The organism is Marmoricola sp. URHA0025 HA25 (assembly GCF_054059435.1).
On record NZ_JBSSCD010000001.1, the window covers coordinates 1,991,805 to 2,010,610 of the forward strand.

General features: G+C 69.9%; 14 protein-coding genes and 1 tRNA gene. 7 read left to right on the forward strand and 8 right to left on the reverse strand.

Going from position 1 to position 18,806, the window contains the following annotated elements; genetic code table 11:
• Window positions 1-5 precede the first annotated feature (5 nt).
• The 4 genes from ACVW00_RS09745 to ACVW00_RS09760 all read right to left on the reverse strand — a co-directional run bounded on the left by ACVW00_RS09745 (window position 6) and on the right by ACVW00_RS09760 (window position 5,820).
• Window positions 6-449 carry a cyclic nucleotide-binding domain-containing protein gene (locus ACVW00_RS09745; protein ID WP_457110702.1) on the reverse strand — a complete coding sequence of 148 codons (444 nt, stop codon included), beginning with the start codon at window positions 447-449 and terminating at the stop codon, window positions 6-8.
• An 85-nt stretch (window positions 450-534) separates the two neighbouring features.
• Window positions 535-2,157, reverse strand: coding sequence for a DHA2 family efflux MFS transporter permease subunit (locus ACVW00_RS09750; protein WP_457110703.1), 1,623 nt, complete (start codon window positions 2,155-2,157; stop codon window positions 535-537).
• Window positions 2,158-2,317: 160 nt separating this feature from the next.
• On the reverse strand, window positions 2,318-5,437 hold the full coding sequence (locus ACVW00_RS09755) for a hypothetical protein (RefSeq protein WP_457110704.1): 3,120 nt from the start codon (window positions 5,435-5,437) through the stop codon (window positions 2,318-2,320).
• Window positions 5,438-5,731: 294 nt separating this feature from the next.
• Window positions 5,732-5,820: transfer RNA gene (locus tag ACVW00_RS09760), tRNA-Leu, on the reverse strand.
• A gap of 135 nt (window positions 5,821-5,955) precedes the next feature.
• Between ACVW00_RS09760 and ACVW00_RS09765 the strand changes: the two genes are divergently transcribed.
• The gene (locus ACVW00_RS09765; protein WP_457110705.1) at window positions 5,956-7,263 is read left to right on the forward strand and encodes a M20/M25/M40 family metallo-hydrolase; all 1,308 of its coding nucleotides are present in this window, start codon (window positions 5,956-5,958) and stop codon (window positions 7,261-7,263) included.
• Between the two features lie 3 nt (window positions 7,264-7,266).
• Here ACVW00_RS09765 and ACVW00_RS09770 read toward each other — a convergent pair whose 3' ends face one another.
• Together ACVW00_RS09770 and ACVW00_RS09775 are read right to left on the reverse strand one after the other, a co-directional pair.
• Window positions 7,267-7,512, reverse strand: coding sequence for a DUF5703 family protein (locus ACVW00_RS09770; RefSeq protein WP_457110706.1), 246 nt, complete (start codon window positions 7,510-7,512; stop codon window positions 7,267-7,269).
• A complete protein-coding gene (locus tag ACVW00_RS09775; protein ID WP_457110707.1) occupies window positions 7,509-8,480 on the reverse strand; it encodes an aldo/keto reductase in 972 nt (323 codons plus the stop codon). The genes ACVW00_RS09770 and ACVW00_RS09775 overlap by 4 nt, the downstream gene beginning before the upstream one ends.
• Window positions 8,481-8,573: 93 nt before the next feature.
• Between ACVW00_RS09775 and ACVW00_RS09780 the strand changes: the two genes are divergently transcribed.
• Window positions 8,574-9,401: an undecaprenyl-diphosphate phosphatase gene (locus ACVW00_RS09780; RefSeq protein WP_457110708.1), complete on the forward strand. Its 828-nt coding sequence runs from the start codon at window positions 8,574-8,576 to the stop codon at window positions 9,399-9,401.
• Between the two features lie 9 nt (window positions 9,402-9,410).
• On the opposite strand, the gene ACVW00_RS09785 is transcribed toward ACVW00_RS09780, so the two are convergent.
• Window positions 9,411-10,391, reverse strand: coding sequence for a magnesium and cobalt transport protein CorA (locus tag ACVW00_RS09785; RefSeq protein ID WP_457110709.1), 981 nt, complete (start codon window positions 10,389-10,391; stop codon window positions 9,411-9,413).
• A 175-nt stretch (window positions 10,392-10,566) separates the two neighbouring features.
• Here ACVW00_RS09785 and ACVW00_RS09790 point away from each other — a divergent pair, with 175 nt between their 5' ends.
• Genes ACVW00_RS09790 through mshC form a run of 4 tightly spaced genes read left to right on the forward strand, consistent with a single transcriptional unit; the run spans window position 10,567 to window position 13,993 of the window.
• Complete coding sequence (locus ACVW00_RS09790; protein WP_457110710.1) at window positions 10,567-11,283, forward strand: histidine phosphatase family protein; 717 nt, start codon at window positions 10,567-10,569, stop codon at window positions 11,281-11,283.
• Window positions 11,284-11,292: 9 nt separating this feature from the next.
• Entirely contained in the window at window positions 11,293-11,883 is a 591-nt protein-coding gene (locus ACVW00_RS09795) for a DUF3090 family protein (RefSeq protein WP_457110711.1), read from the forward strand.
• A gap of 7 nt (window positions 11,884-11,890) precedes the next feature.
• Window positions 11,891-12,688: an SCO1664 family protein gene (locus ACVW00_RS09800; protein WP_457110712.1), complete on the forward strand. Its 798-nt coding sequence runs from the start codon at window positions 11,891-11,893 to the stop codon at window positions 12,686-12,688.
• A 60-nt stretch (window positions 12,689-12,748) separates the two neighbouring features.
• Entirely contained in the window at window positions 12,749-13,993 is a 1,245-nt protein-coding gene (gene mshC / locus ACVW00_RS09805) for a cysteine--1-D-myo-inosityl 2-amino-2-deoxy-alpha-D-glucopyranoside ligase (RefSeq protein ID WP_457110713.1), read from the forward strand.
• 1 nt (window position 13,994) lies between these two features.
• Here mshC and ACVW00_RS09810 read toward each other — a convergent pair whose 3' ends face one another.
• On the reverse strand, window positions 13,995-14,861 hold the full coding sequence (locus ACVW00_RS09810; protein ID WP_457110714.1) for a PAC2 family protein: 867 nt from the start codon (window positions 14,859-14,861) through the stop codon (window positions 13,995-13,997).
• Window positions 14,862-15,055: 194 nt separating this feature from the next.
• On the opposite strand from ACVW00_RS09810, the gene metH reads away from it, so the two are divergent.
• Entirely contained in the window at window positions 15,056-18,799 is a 3,744-nt protein-coding gene (gene metH, locus ACVW00_RS09815; protein WP_457110715.1) for a methionine synthase, read from the forward strand.
• Window positions 18,800-18,806: the final 7 nt, after the last annotated feature.

Genomic DNA, 18,806 nt, shown 5'->3' on the forward strand with positions numbered 1-18,806 from the left:
GCGGGTCAGGAGTCGGCAGGCGCGCTGTCGACCGGCGTGGAGTCGTGCTGCAGGTGCTCCCACGCAGCCTGCTCGACCTTGGCCTTGATGTCGGGTGCTTCGCCGAGCAGCTGCTGGAACGCGTGTCCCTCGATGACGAGCGCGTGGACCGGCGAGGTGGTGACCACCGTCGCGGTCCTTCGCTGACCCGTCATCAAGGCGATCTCCCCGACGAACTCGCCCGGGCCGATCCGGTTGACCACCTCGTCGTTCTGGCGCACCTCTGCGGTGCCTTCGACCAGGACCACGAACTCCTGCCCGAGCGTGCTCTCCTTGGTGAGCGGGCGACCCTCGGCGAAGTCGAGCTCGTCGGCGATCGCGGACACCCGGTGCAGCTCGGCGGGAGTGCACGCAGCGAAGAGCGGAATCGTCCGGATCAGGTCCACCTTCGCGTCGCGATGAAGTCTCATGCGACGACGGTATCCGCGCACCGACGCGCTGTCTCTGGTCCCAGCGACGGTTCTGCGGGCACAAATCGGGTCCAACCGGCGCGGTTCAGGACACGACGACCGGCGGCTGTCCTTCGTCGTCGACCAGGTGCGTCACTTCGCGGCGCCGCGGCAGGAAGAGCGCCGGCACCAGGGTGAGCAGGACCAGCGACCACGCGACCCAGTAGGTGTGCGCGAACGAGGACGCGGCATCGGTCAGTCCGCGCGCCAGTGCTCCCGGGTCCAGGTGCAACGGGGCGATCTGTCCGGGCCGCAGGTTGGACTGGATCGCGGCGCCTGTCTCGGTGAGCCCGCCGTGCAGCTGCGGGACCTTCTCGGTGCCGGGGATGACGGGGGAGTCGTTGAGCTGGTTGGTCAGGATCACCGACATCAGGGCCACGCCGACCGAGCTGGAGACCTGCTGGGTGATGTTCAGCAGCGTCGAACCACGCGCCACCTCGTGTGCGGTCAGGGTCTTCAGGGCCGACGTGAACAGCGGCATCATCGTGGCGCCCATGCCCAGGCCCATCACGAACAACATCGGGATGATCACGCCGTACGGCGTGGACTCGCTGACCTGGGTCAGCCCGAACATGCCGATGACGATCAACCCGATCCCGAAGGGGGTGATCCGGCCGATGGGCATCTTGTCCACGAGCCGACCCGCGATCGGCATCGTCACCATCGCGCCGAGGCCCTGTGGTGCGACCAGGAGGCCCGCGTGCAACGTCGACTCGCCGCGGATCTCCTGGAAGTACGTCGGCACCAGCAGCAGGCCGCCGAAGAAGGCAGCGGCGAACATGAACATGGTGATGATCGCGACGGTCAGGTTGCGGTTGCGGAACAGCCGCAGGTCGAGCAGCGGGTGCGCGGGACGGAAGGAGTGCCACACGAACGCGGCCATCAGCAGGACTCCAGCCAGCATCGAGACCCACACCCGAGGCGCCGAGAAGTCACCGCCCTCCTGCGGCAGGGAGGACACCCCGAACAGGAAGAGCGCCAGGCCGGGCGACATCAGCGCCATGCCGAGGAAGTCGAAGGACTCCGACGGTTCGGGGGAGTCCTTGGCGAGCACGCGCGAGGCGTAGACGAGCGCGATCATGCCGAGCGGCAGGTTGATCAGGAAGATCCAGTGCCAGCTGGCTATCTGGATGAGCCAGCCGCCGAGGATCGGGCCCATGATCGGACCGAGCAGCATCGGGACGCCTAGGATCGCCATCAGGCGACCCATCCGGTGCGGGCCCGCGGCGCGCGTCATGATCGTCATGCCGAGCGGCATCAGCATGCCGCCGCCGAGGCCCTGCAGGACGCGAAAGCCGATCAGGACGTTGATGTCCCACGCGGTCGCGCACAGTGCGGAGCCGGCGGTGAACAGGAAGATCGCCGACATGTAGAGCCGCTTGGTGCCGAACCGGTCGGCTGCCCAGCCGGTCAGCGGGATGACGGTCGCGAGCGCGAGCGTGTACGCCGTGACCGACCAGGCGACGTGCGAGTAGGCGATCTCGTGCCCGTGGCTGCCGAACTCGCTCTGGAACGTCGGCAGCGCGACGTTGACCACCGTGATGTCGAGGATCGACATGATCGCGCCGAGCACCACGACACCGGCGACCCGGAGCACCGCCGCGTCGATGTGGTCGGGATGGTCGGCTGCCGGAGCCGGCCCGCCGGCGGTGGGCGTGGAGGACGTCATGGATGCTCCCCGAAGAAGAAGGTCCGAAGAAGAAGGCCAGGAGGACCGCCGGCCCGGGCGACCGGCGTACTTTCCTCGCAGCGTAACCCTCCGGAGGCACCCTCCGGTGACGAGAAGGGACCCCGCGCGGACGGGGCCCCTTCTCGTCTGCTCGACAGCGTCAGCAGACGCCGAACGTGCCGTTGAGGATGTCGGGGTCGGGCAGGTTGTTCAGCCCGATCGTCAGGTTCGGGTCGTCGCCACAGGCCAGCGTTCCGCTGCTGGCCCAGTCGAGCGGGTCGGTCGAGAACGCGTCGTAGTGCAGGAAGAAGAACAGTCTGTTCAGGGCGATGAAGCTCGCGTCGGGCTTCAGGTCGAGGTCGACGAGGGAGGTGTCACCGTTGTCGCCGCCGTCGTAGTACTGCACCCGGCCGTTGACGTGGTCGCCCTCGCTCGGCGACCCCGGCCCGAACGTGCTCGCCTCGGCCCAGACCGTTCCGCAGGCGATGTCACAGCCCTCGTCGTGCGACCCGAACGCTGCCTCGAGCGTCTTGAACTTGAGGTCGTCGATGACCACGTGTTTGTCGCGCTGACCGGCGCCGTTGCAGGCACCCTCTGTCGGGATGTCCGGGCAGATCCGGCCGTTGACCACCACCGGCGTCGCCGGGACGTGTCCGGTGAGGTCGGTCGGGAAGAAGTGCGCCGCGAAGCTCGGCGGCACCACGGTGTACCCCTGCACTCCTGGGGTCCACGACGGCTTGCAGAGCGTGCCGTCGTCGGTCTGCAGGCAGATGTCGAGGTTGGCGGGGATGTTCGCGACGTTGGCGTGGATGAAGGCCGACCCGATGGTGGCGACGACCGAGATGTGGTCGATCGACCCGTCGCCGGTGTGGTTGGCCGGGTCGACGTTGTAGTTGATCTTCACGCCACCCTCCCCGTCGGTGTCCTTGTCGAACGGCTGGAACCTCACCGTTGCCGGCTGCGGGTTCACCACCGATCCGGTGAGGTCGACGTCGGGCACCTTGACCAGGAAGTCCAGGGGCTGCGCCGCGATGTCGTACTTGATCCGGAAGGGAGAGGCAGAGGTGCTCACCTCGGCGCTGCCGATCTGCAGGAGGTTCGCGGCCACGTGCTGCCCGTCGACGTACTCCAGCTTCTGCTCGCCGGCGGGGATGCTCGCCTTCGAGCCACCCCAAGCCTGCGCGTACACCCGTCCGACGTGGCTGCCGTGCGCGTCGAAGACGACGTTGCCGTTGGCCGCCGGGAGGGTGACGGTCAGGTGGCTCGGCAGGTTCTCGACGACTGCCTCGAAGTTCGGCATGCCTGCCGGCGCCGGGAGGCCGGTGCCGTTCGCCGTGATCTTGGTGATCGACTCGCCGTGGCTGTCGAAGTCGACGACCTTCGCACCGGCTGCACCGGGCTTCATGGCGAAGGTCATGTGTGCGGGCAGGTTGGAGATCGTGCCGTCGAACGCGATCCCGCTGGTGTTGCCCTTCACGGTGAAGAACTGCGACTGCGAGGTCTGGACGTCACCGATCACCGGGTCGCCCTGGAAGCTCACGGACTTGAGTCCGCTGAGCCGCAGGAAGGCGCGGTACAGACCCGGAGTGTCGTCGTACGACGCGCCGGAGCCGGAGATCGCCGGGGCGGCGGAGCCGTCGCTGGCGAGCAATGTGATCGCACCCAGCGGGTTGCTGGCGGTCGCCGACATGGTGCCAGCGGCCTGAGCGACGTTGATGACCTCGGACGCAGGCAGGTTCTCCAGCGTCGCATCGAGCCGGGTGACCCGCGTGAAGAACGGCGCCGGACGGGTCGCCTTGACCGCGATCTTGTCGATCCCGGTGCCATGGCCGTCGAACGACACCACGCCGTTGGCCAGGTCGACGCCCACGGTGGTGTCCAGCGGGAGGTTCGAGAGGGAGCCTTCCAGGTGCAGCGAGCTGGTGTCGTCGTCCGCGGTGAACGGGAACAGCCCCGGCGCGTTCGCGAAGACCAGCTCACCGCCGTACGGCGCGGACTGGTTGATCGAGACGGACTTCAGGTTGGAGACCTGGAGCCCCGCGGTGAAGTTCGAGGCCGTCGTGCGGTGGAACCGCGCGAACGGGGCCGTGCCCGGATCGAGCGGACCGACGTCGGAGCCCCGCGCGAACCGCGCCTGGATCCGGTCGATCTTGCCGCTCGTCGCACCCACCGTGGTCTTCTCCGAGGCCTGCTCGAACTTGATGTGCTGCGGGACGCCCCACGCGTCGAGTGCCGCCGCGGTCACGAGGTTGCCGTTGACCGTGTCCCGGTAGGAGCCCGTGACCTTGGCGATCGGAGCGTTTGCGTCGTAGGTCGTCGTGTCGGTGGTCCCGGCAGTCGCGTGCACGACGTCGATCGACGAAGGCAGCTGGTCGGCAACTGCGTTGATCTTCTGGGCGCGGCCGGGGGAGAGGACGTCGACCTTGGCGTTCAACGTGGTGGGCGTGCTGGAGACGATGACCTCCTGCCGGTCCTGCGAGGCCACCAGACGGGTGTTGAACGAGGCCGGCACCGGGGTGAAGCCGGCGTTGCCGCGGTAGACGTGGTCCGGTGCGTCCGGGTCGGTGCCGGAGAACAGCTCGCCCAGTACCCCGAGTGACGACGGCGCCTGGTTCGTGCCGATGTTCAGGTTGAGGTCGGCGGTCGTCGAGGAGAGGCCGGCAACAGTCAGGGTGGCGTTCCAGTTGTTCGCGGTGCCGGCTGCGGTGCCGTCCTCGCCGAAGCCGACGTAGGTGTTCGCAGCGCCGGGGACGATGGCGACTGCTTCGATGCTCACGCGAGCCGACGCGGGGAACCACGCGAAGCGAGACACCTGCAGGCTCAGACCCGGGAGCGCGAGGCCGACGGTGCCGAGGTAGTCGGGAAGGCCCGCTCCGTCGACGTCGATGGGTGTCGGGATCCCGAGGAGTGCGCGGGTGTACCTGACCACGGGAGGACCGCTCGGTGGCAGGTACGTCGTGCGGTACACGTAGCCCGCCACGCTGATCGCGCAGACGATGCCCGGCAGCTGGTCGAGGATCGGCCCGACACCGGGAACACCCGACGTGGCGCCGCTGACCGCTGTCACCACCGGGCAGAGAATGCCCTGCAGCAAGGCTGCCGGCGATCCGCGGAACGCGCCGTCGAGGCCGTCGTCCGGGTTCGGTGTGCTGGTCGGCACGCTGACCGACACCGAGACGCCGACGTCGATGGTCGACGCGTGCGCCGGCGCCGTGACGGCGACCATCGCAGCTGCTGCCGCGACGGCCACTGCTGCGCGCACGAGATGCCTACTGAGCATGACACTCACCCCCTGGCTGCGGTGCAGCAGCCTCCGAGCCCCACTTGCGGAGGAGGGCAGCGTCTTCCGAGACTTCCGTTGTCCTCGGGGTGAACATATGAGTTCTGTCAAGAGGATCTTCGCCTCGAAGATCGCTTATCGGTGCACGCCCGAGCAGAGCGGACAATCCGGCGCGGAGCGCCGCAAGGACGTCCATATCGACGATGGCTCGAGGGGACCCTGAAGGGCCCGTGACAGGGCTCGCACGGCCCCGGGAACGACGAAGGACCAGGCGCGAAGACCTGGTCCATGTCGTGGTGTCCGAGGGGGGACTTGAACCCCCACGCCCGATAAAGGGCACTAGCACCTCAAGCTAGCGCGTCTGCCTATTCCGCCACCCGGACGAGCGCCGCAACCCTAGCAAAGGGACGGGTTCGACTCCGAATCAGGTCGGCCGCTCAGTGGTCTGGACCGGTCGGCCCCGGACCGCGCCGATCCGGGTGCTGGGGCCCTGCGGGTCGCTGCGGCAGGATGGCTCCATGACGACGAGCGCCGGCTACGACCCCGCCGCAGAGGTCGTCGGCATCTGCAGCGACCTGATCGCCCTCGACACCTCCAATTACGGCGACCAGCCCGGGCCCGGCGAGCGGAAGGCTGCCGAGCACGTGGCACAGCTGCTCGACGAGGTCGGCATCACCGCGGAGATCCTCGAGTCGGAGCCCGGACGCACGTCCCTGGTGGCCCGCTGGGGCGGCGACCACGGCGAGCCGGTGCTGCTGCACGGCCACCTAGACGTCGTACCGGCAGAGGCCGACGACTGGAGCGTGCATCCGTTCTCCGGTGAGGTCCGCGACGGCGTCGTCTGGGGCCGCGGCGCTGTCGACATGAAGGACTTCGACGCCATGCTGCTCTCCTCGGTGCGTGCGCGTGCCCGGGCCGGCGTGGTGCCGACCCGGCCGGTCGTCCTGTGCTTCACGGCCGACGAGGAGGCCGGTGGCGCCAAGGGCGCCGGCCATCTCGTGCGCCAGCACCGTGACCTGCTCGAGGACTGCACGGTGGCGATCGGCGAGGTCGGCGGCTTCAGCACGACTGCCCGCGGGCGGCGCATCTACCTCGTGCAGGCCGCCGAGCGAGGGATGGCCTGGCTGCGCCTGACCGCCCACGGCACCGCGGGCCACGGCTCGATGCGGCACCCCGACAACGCCGTGACGAGGCTCGCCGCCGCGGTCGCCCGGATCGGGCAGCACCAGTGGCCGATCCGGCTGACCCCGGCGATGGAGGTGCTGCTCGCCACCGTCGCGGAGCTGGCCGGCACCGAGGCGACCCCGGCGAACGCCGAGAGCCTGATCGACGAGTTCGGCAGCGCCGCGAGGATGATCGGCGCCGGGCTCCGCAGCTCGGCGAACCCGACGATGCTCGAGGCCGGCTACAAGGTCAACGTCGTGCCGGGGACGGCCACCGCACGGGTCGACGGCCGGTTCCTGCCGGGCTACGAGGACGAGTTCTGGGCCACGCTCGCGACCCTGGTCGGTCCCGACGTGGAGCTGACCCGCGACGTCCACCTGGGTGGCTTCGAGACGTCGTACGACGGCCCGGTGGTCGAGGCCATGAACGCCGCGCTCCTCTCCGAGGACCCGGACGCGATCGTGGCGCCGTACCTGCTCAGCGCCGGCACCGACGGCAAGCACTGGGAGAGCATCGGCATGCGCTGCTTCGGGTTCACGCCCCTGCGCCTGCCCGAGGACCTGGACTTCACGGCGCTCTTCCACGGTGTCGACGAGCGCGTGCCGGTGGACTCGCTGGAGTTCGGGGCCCGCGTCTTCGACCGGTTCCTCGGGCTGCTCTGAGCCCTAGGCGAGGTACCAGTCCAGCCGGGGCTGCCGGATGATCTTGCGCCGCAGCACGACGCGACGGGTCCCGTCGGCGGCGATCCGGACCCGGTCGAGCTCCCAGCCACCGTGCTCGGCACGGTCGACGAGCAACCGGGTGACGAAGCTGCGCGAGTGGTCGCGGGGGATCACCAGCTTGTCGAACTCGTACTCGACCCCCGGTCTCAGCGCCCGCCCCCGGCCGCGCCGTTCCAACGTCTCGCTCACGACACCTCCGTTCCCACTGGGTCCGGTCCTGACACGTCGTCGAGGGCCGTGACGATCTCTGCCGGCAGCTCGCACTCCTCGACGCTCAGCGCCGCCTTCAGCTGCTCGGCGGTGCGGGCGCCCACGATCGGCGCGGTCACGCCGGGGCGGTCGCGGACCCAGGCGAGTGCCACCTCGAGCGGGCTCCAGGCCAGGCCCTCGCCGGCACGGACCACTGCCTCGACGATCCGGTGCGCTCTCTCGGTCAGGTGCCGCCCCACGAAGCTGGCGAAGTGCGCCGACGCGGCGCGCGAGTCGGCCGGGGTGCCGGTGCGGTACTTGGCGGTGAGCACTCCTCGGCCCAGCGGCGACCACGGCAGGATGCCCATGCCGAGCGCCTCGGCGGCCGGGATCGTCTCGGCCTCCACGGCGCGCGCGAGCAGGGAGTACTCCACCTGGTTCGACGCGATCGTCGCCCTGCCCGGCACGGCGCGCTGCCAGGTCGCGGCCTGCGCGGACTGCCAGCCGTTGTAGTTCGAGATGCCGACGTACGACGCGCGGCCCGAGGAGACGGCCTGGTCGAGGGCACTGAGCGTCTCCTCGAGCGGTACGTCGTCGACCCACGTGTGCACCTGCCAGAGGTCGACGTGGTCGACCCGCAGGCGCTTCAGCGAGGCGTCCAGCGACCGCAGCAGGTAACCCCGCGACGCGTTGTTCTCCCGCTCGCCCCGGACGCGGCCGATCCCGGCCTTGGTCGCCAGCACCACCTCGTCGCGCGGCACCACGTCGCCCAGGAGAGAGCCGATCACCCTCTCGGAGTCGCCGTTGGCGTAGCCGGCGGCGGTGTCCAGGAGCGTGCCGCCGGCCTCGACGAACGCGACGAGCTGGTCGCGTGCCTCGTGCTCGTCGGTGTCGCGGCCCCACGTCATCGTGCCGAGGCCCAGCCGGGAGACCTTCAACCCGGTGCTGCCGACGTGGCGCTGCTGCATGGCGAAAGGTTAGCCAGCGGCACCCGGACTCGACGCCCGGCTCGCCGGACCGGTCAGCGGACTGACAGGTCCCGGGCCGTAGGCTCACGCCCCGTGGACTACCTCCAAGCGGTCATCCTCGGCGTCGTCGAGGGGCTCACCGAGTTCCTGCCGGTGTCGAGCACCGGCCACCTGACGATCACCGAGAAGATCATGGGCTTCAAGATCGACGACCCGGCGATCACGGCGTACACGGCGGTGATCCAGATGGGCGCGATCCTCGCGGTCCTGCTGTACTTCCGCGTCGACATCGGGCGCATCGCCGTTGCCTGGCTGCGCGGCCTCGTCCGCCCCGAGCACCGGGGATCGTTCGAGCACCGCTTCGGGTGGTACATCATCGCCGGCTCGATCCCGATCGGGATCGTCGGCTTCCTCGGCAAGGACCTGGTCTCCGGGTCGCTGCGCTCGTTGTGGTGGGTCGGCAGCGCTCTCGTCGCGTGGAGCGTCGTCATGTGGCTCGCCGAGCGCAATCCCGCCCAGGCGCGCGGCGAGCGGGACCTGACCATGCTCGACGCTCTCGTCGTCGGTGCCGTGCAGTGCGTGTCGCTGGTGCCCGGCGTCTCGCGCTCCGGTGCGACGATCTCGGCCGGCCTGTTCCGCGGCCTGGACCGTGTCGCCGCGACCCGGCTCAGCTTCTTCCTGTCCATCCCGGCGCTGACCGCCGCCGGCCTCTACGAGCTCAAGGACGTGTCCGGCTCGGGGATCGGCGTCGGGCAGACCGTCGTCGGCACCGCGGTGAGCTTCGTGGTCGCGTACGCCGCGGTGGCGTGGCTGCTGCGCTTCGTCGCGCACCACTCCATCGCGTGGTTCGTGCCCTACCGGGTCGTCCTCGGCGTGGTCCTGCTCGGCCTGCTCACCGGTGGCGTGATCAGCGCAACCTGAGCCAGGGCCTCACAGCCACCCGGCGCGCCGCGCGATGATCCAGATCGCCAGCGAGCTGCCGAGCATCATCACCAACGACATCGGGTAGCCCAGCACCCAGCCGAGCTCTGGCATGTGGTCGAAGTTCATCCCGTAGATGCCGGCGACGAGCGTCGGGGCGGCGACGAGCCCGACGGCCGCTGAGATCCGGCGCATGTCGTCGTTCTGCTGGATCGTGATCTGCGCCAGGTGTGCCTCGAACGCAGCGGTCAGCAACGTCTCGAGGTCGTCGATGGTCTCCGCCACCCGGGCCAGGTGGTCGGCGACGTCGCGGAAGTAGGGCGCGGCCTCGGCGTCGACTCCACGCACCGCGCCGGTCGCGAACCGGTTGACCGGGTCGCGCAGCGGCAGCACCGCACGGCGCATCTCGGCCAGCTCACGCTTCAGGACGTAGATGCGGGCCGAGTCGTTGGTGCGCTCGGCAGCGAAGACCGATGCCTCCACCTCGTCGACGTCGACCACGAGCGATTCGGCGACGTCCTCGTAACGGTCGACCACCTGGTCGCAGACCGCGTAGACGACGGCGGAAGGACCGTGGGCCAGCAGCTTCTGCATCCCCTCGAGCGACAGCCGCGCCTGGTGGAGCCCGCCCCCTTCACCGTGACGGACGGTCACGACGAACTTCTCGCCGACGAAGATGTTGATCTCGCCCGTCTCGACGGCGTCGTGCTCGTCGACGTACCAGAGCGTCTTGAGCGCCATGAACAGCGAGTCGGCGTACCGCTCGAGCTTCGGCCGCTGGTGCGCGGACAGGGCGTCCTCCACGGCGAGAGGGTGCAGGTCGTAGAGGTCGGCAACCGCCTCGAGCTCTTCCGGCGTCGGCTCGTGCAGCCCCACCCAGACGAAGTCGTCGGGACCGGTCGCACGGGTGCGAACGCCGGCGAGGTCGGAGGCCTCGGTGCCGCAGTCGACGCGAACGCCGCTGCGGTAGAGCGCGTTGTCGACGATCACAGTCGTCAGGGTAGGCATTCCGAGCGGCCCGCCTGCGTAGGCTCGCCCCCATGTTCCTCGCTTCGCTCGTCAACGCGACGTCGCCCACTGGGCCTCGACGAGCATGCTGAGCGGGGTTTCGATCAGCACTGCGTCGCGACGGGCATGCTCGTCGGGCACTCGATAGGCTCCGCGCGTGTCCACGGTGATCCTTGCGCGACACGGCCGCACCGTCGCGAACGCGACCGGGGTGCTGGCCGGACGCTCGCCCGGCATCCGACTCGACGAGGTCGGGGTCCGGCAGGCCGAGGCAGCGGCGCGACGGCTCGACGGCGTACCTCTGGCAGCGGCCGTGTCCAGCCCCCTCGAGCGCTGCAAGGAGACCGCCGCGATCATGCTGCGGGGGACCGGTCTCCGGGCCCGTGTCGAGCGCGGGCTGACCGAGTGCGACTACGGCGACTGGACCGGGCGACCGATGAAGGACCTGGCCAAGGAGGACCTCTGGAAGGTGGTCCAGGCGCACCCGGCCGGTGTGCGGTTCCCGGGGGGCGAGGCGATGGCCGAGATGTCGGCACGCGCGATCCGAGCCGTGCGCGCGTGGGACGCGCGGGTTGCCGAGGTGTCGGGTGACGACGCCGTGTGGCTCGCCGTCGCCCACGGCGACGTGATCAAGTCCGTCCTCGCGGACGCTCTCGGCATGCACCTCGACGCCTTCCAGCGCATCGTCGTCGACCCGGCCAGCCTGTCGGTGGTCCGCTACACCCCGCAGCGCTCCTACGTGCTGGCGGTCAACACCACCGACGGCTCGCTTGCGCACCTGGCCAGGCAGCAGGAGCACCCGGACCAGAAGGTCGGCGGCGGAGCCGGTCCGGCAGCCTCGAGCCCCTCCGCGGCGGCATCCGCCAGCCCGTAGGCTCGACGCATGCCACCAGTCGTGCACCGGTTCGACCCGCCGGAGCGGTTCGTCGCGGGCACCGTCGGCGAGCCGGGGCAGCGCACGTTCTTCCTCCAGGCACGCGACGGGCTCCGGATCACCAGCGTGGCGCTGGAGAAGCAGCAGGTGCAGATCCTCGGGGAGCGCATCGACGAGCTGCTCGACGAGCTGATCGCGGCCGGTGGCATCGCCAGCCTGATCCCGGCGATCACCCCGGTCGAGCAGGTCGATGCCGGGCCGCTGGACCAGCCGATCGTCGAGGAGTTCCGGGCCGGCACCATCACCCTCTCCTGGGACGCCGAGGACGAACGCATCGTGGTCGAGGTGTTCCCCGTGGTCGAGGTGGTGATCCCGATCGAGGCCGACGAGGACGACCTGGTCGACCTCCCGATCGACGAACCGGAGCCGGAAGAGCTGTTCATCGTGCGACTCACGCCGACCCAGGCCCGCGTGTTCGCCTCCCGGGCCGCATCCGTGGTGTCGGCAGGGCGACCCCCCTGCCAGTTCTGCGGTGGCCCGGTCGATCCGACCGGCCATCTGTGTCCGCGTGCGAACGGCTTCCGGCGCGGCCTTGGGTGACCCGGAGATGAGCGCCACGCCGAGTGCCGACGCCGACGGCCTGCTGCAGCACGGCGAGATGACCGTGCTCGGCCGGATCCTGCCGGCATCGAACTCCACCTTCTTCTGCCGTCTCGGACCCGAGGAGGCCGGCGTGCGCGCGGTCTACAAGCCGGTGTCGGGGGAGCGGCCGCTGTGGGACTTCGAGGACGGGACGCTGGCGAACCGGGAGTACGCCGCCTGGCTGGTCTCCGAGGCGCTCGACTGGTCCGTCGTACCGCCGACGCTGCTGCGCGATGGGAGCGCCGGGCCCGGCATGGTGCAGCTCTGGTGCGAGCCCGACCCGGCGCAGGCACCCGTGGACCTGCTCCCCGACGGACCGGTGCCGCCCGGTGTCCTGCACGTGCTCGACGCCTTCGACGACCGCGACCGGCCGGTGATGCTCGTCCACGAGGACACCCCGTCGCTGCGCCGGATGGCGTTGTTCGACGTCGTGGTCAACAACACCGACCGCAAGGGTGGCCACGTCCTGGCGATGCCGGACGGCCATCGCTACGGCGTCGACCACGGGGTGTGCTTCCACGTCGACGACAAGCTCCGCACGGTCCTGTGGGGCTGGCACGGCGAGCCCGTCGCCGTGGACGACCTCGAGGCCCTGCGCTGCCTGGCCGAGAGGCTCGACAGCGACCTCGGCGAGCGGCTCGGCGACCTCCTCACGCCGGGCGAGATCCGCGCGACGCGCCGACGGCTGGCACGACTGGTCGCGGGCGGCCGCTACCCGCAGCCCGGCGCGGGCTGGCCCTCTATCCCGTGGCCGGCGTTCTGAGCCGTCGTCACCCGGACATCCGATGCGGCGCGTTCGTCCCGCTCGTCTAGTGTTCCTCGCATGCGTGCGTGGCCTGCTCCAGATGTCCCCTCCGTGCCTGGACGGGGCCCGCAGGTGCGGGTGCACGACTCCTCGTCGGGTGCACTGGTCGAGCTCGTCCCGCCGGACGGCACCGCTCGGATGTACGTCTGCGGGATCACGCCGTACGACGCGACGCACATGGGCCACGCCGCGACGTACGTCGCCTTCGACCTGTTGAACCGCGCCTGGCGAAGCGCCGGCCACCCCGTGCGCTACGTCCAGAACGTCACCGACGTCGACGACCCGCTTCTGGAGCGCGCGGTCGAGACCGGCCAGGACTGGACCGAGCTCGCCGAGAGGGAGACCGAGCTGTTCCGCACCGACATGGAGTCGCTCCGGGTGCTCCCGCCGGACGAGTACATCGGCGCGGTCGAGTCGATCCCGCTGGTGGTCGCGATGATCGAGCGGCTGCGGGAGAGCGGCGCTGTCTACACGGTGTCGAACGAGGAGGGCGACGGCGACCTGTACTTCTCCGTCGCCAGCGACCCCTCCTTCGGCGCGGTGTCCGGGTGGGACCGCGAGCAGATGCTCGCGGTCTTCGGCGACCGCGGGGGAGACCCGGAACGACCGGGGAAGAAGGATCCGCTCGACTGTCTGCTCTGGCAGGCGGAGCGCCCCGACGACCCGGCGTGGTCGTCCTCGCTCGGCCGCGGTCGGCCCGGCTGGCACGTCGAGTGCTCGGCGATCGCCCGCGAGCACCTCGGCGCGGAGTTCGACGTGCAGGGCGGCGGCAGCGACCTCGTCTTCCCCCACCACGAGATGAGCGCGGCCGAGGCGCAGGTGGCGGACCCCGGCCACCGGTTCGCGCGCGCGTACGTCCACGCCGGGATGGTCGCCCTCGACGGCGAGAAGATGTCGAAGTCCAAGGGCAATCTCGAGCTGGTCTCACGGCTGCGGGGTCAGGGCGTCGACCCGATGGCGATCCGGCTGACCCTGCTTCGTCACCACTACCGGTCCGACTGGGAGTGGACCCAGGCCGACCTCGACGAGTCGGTCGCGCTGCTGGAACGGATCCGGCTCGCGGTCCGAGGCGGCGCCGGCGCCGAAACGGCCGCACTGGCGACGGCCATCCTCACGGCGATGGCCGAAGACCTCGATGCCCCGCGGGCCATGGGCCTGGTCTCGCAGTGGGCGGACGCGACGCTCGCCGGGGACGCGTCCGAGCCGGCGGCGGGTGAGGTCGTGCGGCGGCTGCTCGACGCGTCGCTCGGCCTGGCGCTCTGAGCTACCCGGCCCCACCCAGCTCGCCGGGGTCCTCCCGGCGCTTGAGGTAGCGCTCGAACTCGCGCGCGATCGCCTCGCCGCTCGCCTCGGGAAGGTCGGCGGTGTCCTTGGACTCCTCGAGGCTGCGGACGTACTCCGCGACGTCCTCGTCCTCCTCGGCCAGCTCCTCGACGCCGCGCTCCCAGGCCCGGGTCTCCTCGGGGAGGTCGCCCAGCGGGACGGACACCTCGAGGACGTCCTCGACCTGGGTGAGCAGGGCCAGGGTCCCCTTGGGGCACGGCGCCTGCGGGAGGTAGTGCGGCACGGCGGCCCAGAAGGACACTGCCGGGAGATCGAGCCGTGCGCACGCGTCCTGCAGTACGCCGACGATCCCGGTGGGCCCCTCGTAGGTCGACGGCTCCAGTCGTAGCCGGTCGTCGAGGTCGAGCTCGGTCGCGGTCCCGGTCACGGGGATCGGTCGCGTGTGCGGGGTCTCGGCCAGCAGCGCACCCAGGGTCACCACCAGCTCGACGCCGAGGTCGTCGGCCGCGGCGAGCACCTCGGCACAGAACTGGCGCCAGCGCATGTTGGGCTCGATGCCGCGCAGGAGCACGACGTCGCGGTGCGATCCCGGGGGCCGCGCGACGAACAGCTGCGTCGAAGGCCAGGTGAGCCGACGCATCCCGTCGTCGTCGGTGCTGACGACCGGACGGTTGACCTGGAAGTCGTAGAAGTCCTCGGGATCGACTGCGGCGACCAGCTGCGCGCCCCACACCTCGATCAGGTGCTCGATCACCCCGGTCGCGGCTCCGGCTGCGTCGTTCCAGCCCTCGAACGCGCAGATCATCACCGGCCGGGTGAGCGGATGCACGTCGTCGATCTCGATCACCTGTTCAGCCTAGCCACGCCCGAACCCAGGACGGGCGGGTAAGGACGATGTCCTCAGAGCGAAATGACCCCCGGCCACGCCCACCCACCCCTTAGACTTGGCCGGTCGAGAGGCGTTGCAACGGGTCCGGAGCGGATCCGCCACGCTCGGCGGGATCCAAGGACGCCTTCCGAGTCGGAAGGAGCCCCGTGCACATGGATGCCAGCGCGAAAGCGAAAGCAACCGAATCGCACGTTCGTCCGGATGCCGCTGCCGAGCTCACGGAGCTCCTGAAGCAGCGGATCCTGGTCATCGACGGCGCGATGGGCACGGCGATCCAGCGCGACCGGCCGGACGAGGCCGGCTACCGCGGCGAGCGCTTCGCCGACTGGCCCATCGACGTGCAGGGCAACAACGAGCTGCTCACGCTCACGCGCCCCGACATCATCACCGGGATCCACCGGGAGTATCTCGAGGCCGGCGCCGACATCATCGAGACGAACACGTTCAGCGCGAACCGGGTCTCGATGGCCGACTACGCCATGGAGGACCTGTCCTTCGAGCTGAACTACGAGTCCGCGCGCCTGGCCCGTGCGGCCGCGGACGCCTACGCGACGCCCGAGCGCCCGCGCTACGTCGCCGGAGCCATCGGTCCGACCACGCGCACGGCGACCATCTCCCCGGACGTCAACGACCCGGGTGCGCGCAACATCTCCTACGACCAGCTGGTCGCGGCGTACCTGGAGGCGGCCAACGGCCTCGTCGACGGCGGTGCCGACCTGCTGCTCATCGAGACGATCTTCGACTCTCTGAACGCGAAGGCGGCGATCTTCGCGGTCGAGACGCTCTTCGAGGAGCGCGGGCGCCAGTGGCCGGTGATCGTGTCGGGGACGATCACCGACGCGTCCGGGCGCACGCTCTCGGGCCAGACGACGGAGGCCTTCTGGAACGCCATGCGGCACGTGAAGCCGCTCGCCGTGGGCCTCAACTGTGCCCTGGGGGCACCGGAGATGCGGCCCTACCTCGCCGAGATGTCGCGCATCTCGGACACCTTCGTCTCGGCGTACCCGAACGCCGGGCTGCCGAACGCCTTCGGGGAGTACGACGAGTCCCCGGAGCGTCAGGCCTCCTACCTCGCCGAGTTCGCCGAGGCGGGTCTGGTCAACCTGGTCGGTGGCTGCTGCGGCACCACCCCCGCGCACATCGCCGCGATCGCCGGGGTGGTCGAGGGCAAGAAGCGGCGTGAACTGCCGGAGATCGCGGTGGCCACCCGCCTCTCGGGCCTGGAGCCGCTGAACATCACCGACGACTCGCTGTTCGTGAACATCGGTGAGAGGACCAACATCACCGGGTCCGCGCGCTTCCGGAACCTGATCAAGGCGGAGGACTACGACACCGCACTGTCGGTCGCCCTGCAGCAGGTCGAGGTAGGCGCCCAGGTCATCGACATCAACATGGACGAGGGCATGATCGACGGCGTCGCCGCGATGGACCGGTTCACCAAGCTGATCGCGGCCGAGCCCGACATCAGCCGCGTCCCGGTGATGATCGACTCCTCCAAGTGGGAGGTCATCGAGGCCGGCCTGAAGAACGTGCAGGGCAAGCCGATCGTCAACTCGATCTCCATGAAGGAGGGCGAGGAGAAGTTCGTCCGCGAGGCGAGGCTGTGCCGCAAGTACGGCGCCGCCGTCGTCGTGATGGCGTTCGACGAGCAGGGCCAGGCCGACAACCTCGAGCGCCGCAAGGAGATCTGCGCGCGCGCCTACCGGATCCTGGTCGACGAGGTCGGGTTCCCGCCCGAGGACATCATCTTCGACCCGAACTGCTTCGCGCTGGCCACCGGCATCGAGGAGCACGCCACCTACGGCATCGACTTCATCGAGGCGTGCGCCTGGATCAAGGAGAACCTCCCGGGCGTGCACATCTCTGGTGGCATCTCCAACGTGTCGTTCTCGTTCCGGGGCAACAACCCGGTGCGCGAGGCGATCCACGCGGTCTTCCTGTTCCACGCGATCAAGGCGGGCCTGGACATGGGCATCGTCAACGCCGGCGCCCTCGTGCCGTACGACGAGATCGACCCGGAGCTGCGCGACCGCATCGAGGACGTCGTCCTGAACCGCCGCGAGGACGCGGCCGAGCGGCTGCTGGAGATCGCCGAGAGATTCAACACCAAGGGCGAGACGGAGGACCCGAAGGCAGCCGAGTGGCGGAGTCTGCCGGTCCGCGAGCGGATCACCCACGCCCTGGTGAAGGGCATCGACGCCGATGTCGAGACCGACACCGAGGAGCTGCGCGCCGAGATCGCCGCCGCCGGCGGCCGGCCCATCGAGGTGATCGAGGGACCGCTGATGGACGGCATGAACGTGGTCGGCGACCTGTTCGGCGCCGGCAAGATGTTCCTTCCCCAGGTGGTGAAGTCGGCGCGCGTGATGAAGAAGGCGGTCGCCTACCTGCTGCCCTACATCGAGGCCGAGAAGCAGCCGGGTGACGCCGAGACGACGAACGGCACCATCGTGATGGCGACCGTGAAGGGCGACGTGCACGACATCGGCAAGAACATCGTCGGCGTGGTGCTGCAGTGCAACAACTACACCGTCATCGACCTCGGGGTGATGGTGCCTGCCCAGAAGATCCTCGACGCGGCGAAGGAGCACGACGCCGACATCATCGGGCTCTCCGGCCTGATCACGCCGTCGCTGGACGAGATGGTCAACTTCGCGGTCGAGATGGAGCGCCAGGGCCTGGAGATCCCGCTGCTGATCGGGGGTGCCACCACCTCACGTGCTCACACGGCGGTGAAGGTCTCGCCACGGCGCAACGGACCGGTGGTGTGGGTCAAGGACGCCTCGCGATCGGTCCCGGTCGCCGCGGCGCTGCTTGACGACAAGCAGCGGCCGGCGCTCCTCGAGGCGACTGAGGCGGACTACGCCAGCCTCCGCGAGCGGCACGCCCAGAAGAACGAGCGGCCGATGCTGACCCTGGAGAAGGCCCGCGCGAACCGCACCCCGATCTCGTGGGACGGCTACACCCCTCCGGCACCTGCGGACGGCACCGGTGTCCGGGTCTTCACCGACTACGACGTCGCCGAGCTGCGCGAGTACATCGACTGGCAGCCGTTCTTCAATGCCTGGGAGATGAAGGGCAAGTTTCCCGACATCCTCAACAACCCGACGACCGGCGAGGCTGCCCGCAAGCTGTACGACGACGCCCAGGACATGCTCGACCGGCTGATCAAGGAGAAGTGGCTCACCGCCAACGGCGTCATCGGCCTGTTCCCCGCGAACGCCGTCGGCGACGACATCGAGGTCTACACCGACGACACGCGCTCGGAGGTACGGGTCACCCTGCGCAACCTGCGTCAGCAGGGCGAGCACCGCGAGGGCGTCCCCAACCGCTCCCTGGGTGACTTCGTCGCCCCGAAGGACACCGGGCTGGCCGACTTCGTCGGGGCGTTCGCGGTCACGGCGGGCCTGGGCAGCCAGGACAAGATCCTCGAGTTCAAGGCCGACATCGACGACTACAGCGCGATCCTCCTGGAGTCCCTCGCCGACCGGCTCGCCGAGGCGTTCGCGGAGCGGATGCACGAGCGCGTCCGCAAGGAGTTCTGGGGCTACGTCGCCGACGAGGAGCTCGACAACGAGTCGCTGATCGGTGAGCGGTACGTCGGCATCCGACCGGCTCCGGGCTACCCCGCGTGCCCCGAGCACACCGAGAAGCAGACGCTGTGGGACCTGCTCGACGTGCAGGCGACCACCGGGATCGAGCTCACGGACTCGATGGCGATGTGGCCGGGGGCGGCCGTCAGCGGCTGGTACTTCTCGCACCCGCAGTCGCAGTACTTCGTGGTCGGGCGCCTGGGCCAGGACCAGGTCGCCGACTACGCGGCGCGCAAGGGCTGGACGCTCAAGGAGGCCGAGCGCTGGCTGTCCCCGAACCTGGGCTACAACCCTGAGGACTGAGCTGCCC

Coding starts and splice junctions, on each gene's coding strand:
- ACVW00_RS09745 (WP_457110702.1), bottom strand. CDS start 449: ATGAGACTTCATCGCGACGCGAAGGTGGACCTGATCCGGACGATTCCG.
- ACVW00_RS09750 (WP_457110703.1), bottom strand. CDS start 2,157: ATGACGTCCTCCACGCCCACCGCCGGCGGGCCGGCTCCGGCAGCCGAC.
- ACVW00_RS09755 (WP_457110704.1), bottom strand. CDS start 5,437: ATGCTCAGTAGGCATCTCGTGCGCGCAGCAGTGGCCGTCGCGGCAGCA.
- ACVW00_RS09765 (WP_457110705.1), top strand. CDS start 5,956: ATGACGACGAGCGCCGGCTACGACCCCGCCGCAGAGGTCGTCGGCATC.
- ACVW00_RS09775 (WP_457110707.1), bottom strand. CDS start 8,480: ATGCAGCAGCGCCACGTCGGCAGCACCGGGTTGAAGGTCTCCCGGCTG.
- ACVW00_RS09795 (WP_457110711.1), top strand. CDS start 11,293: ATGCCACCAGTCGTGCACCGGTTCGACCCGCCGGAGCGGTTCGTCGCG.
- ACVW00_RS09800 (WP_457110712.1), top strand. CDS start 11,891: ATGAGCGCCACGCCGAGTGCCGACGCCGACGGCCTGCTGCAGCACGGC.
- mshC (WP_457110713.1), top strand. CDS start 12,749: ATGCGTGCGTGGCCTGCTCCAGATGTCCCCTCCGTGCCTGGACGGGGC.
- metH (WP_457110715.1), top strand. CDS start 15,056: ATGGATGCCAGCGCGAAAGCGAAAGCAACCGAATCGCACGTTCGTCCG.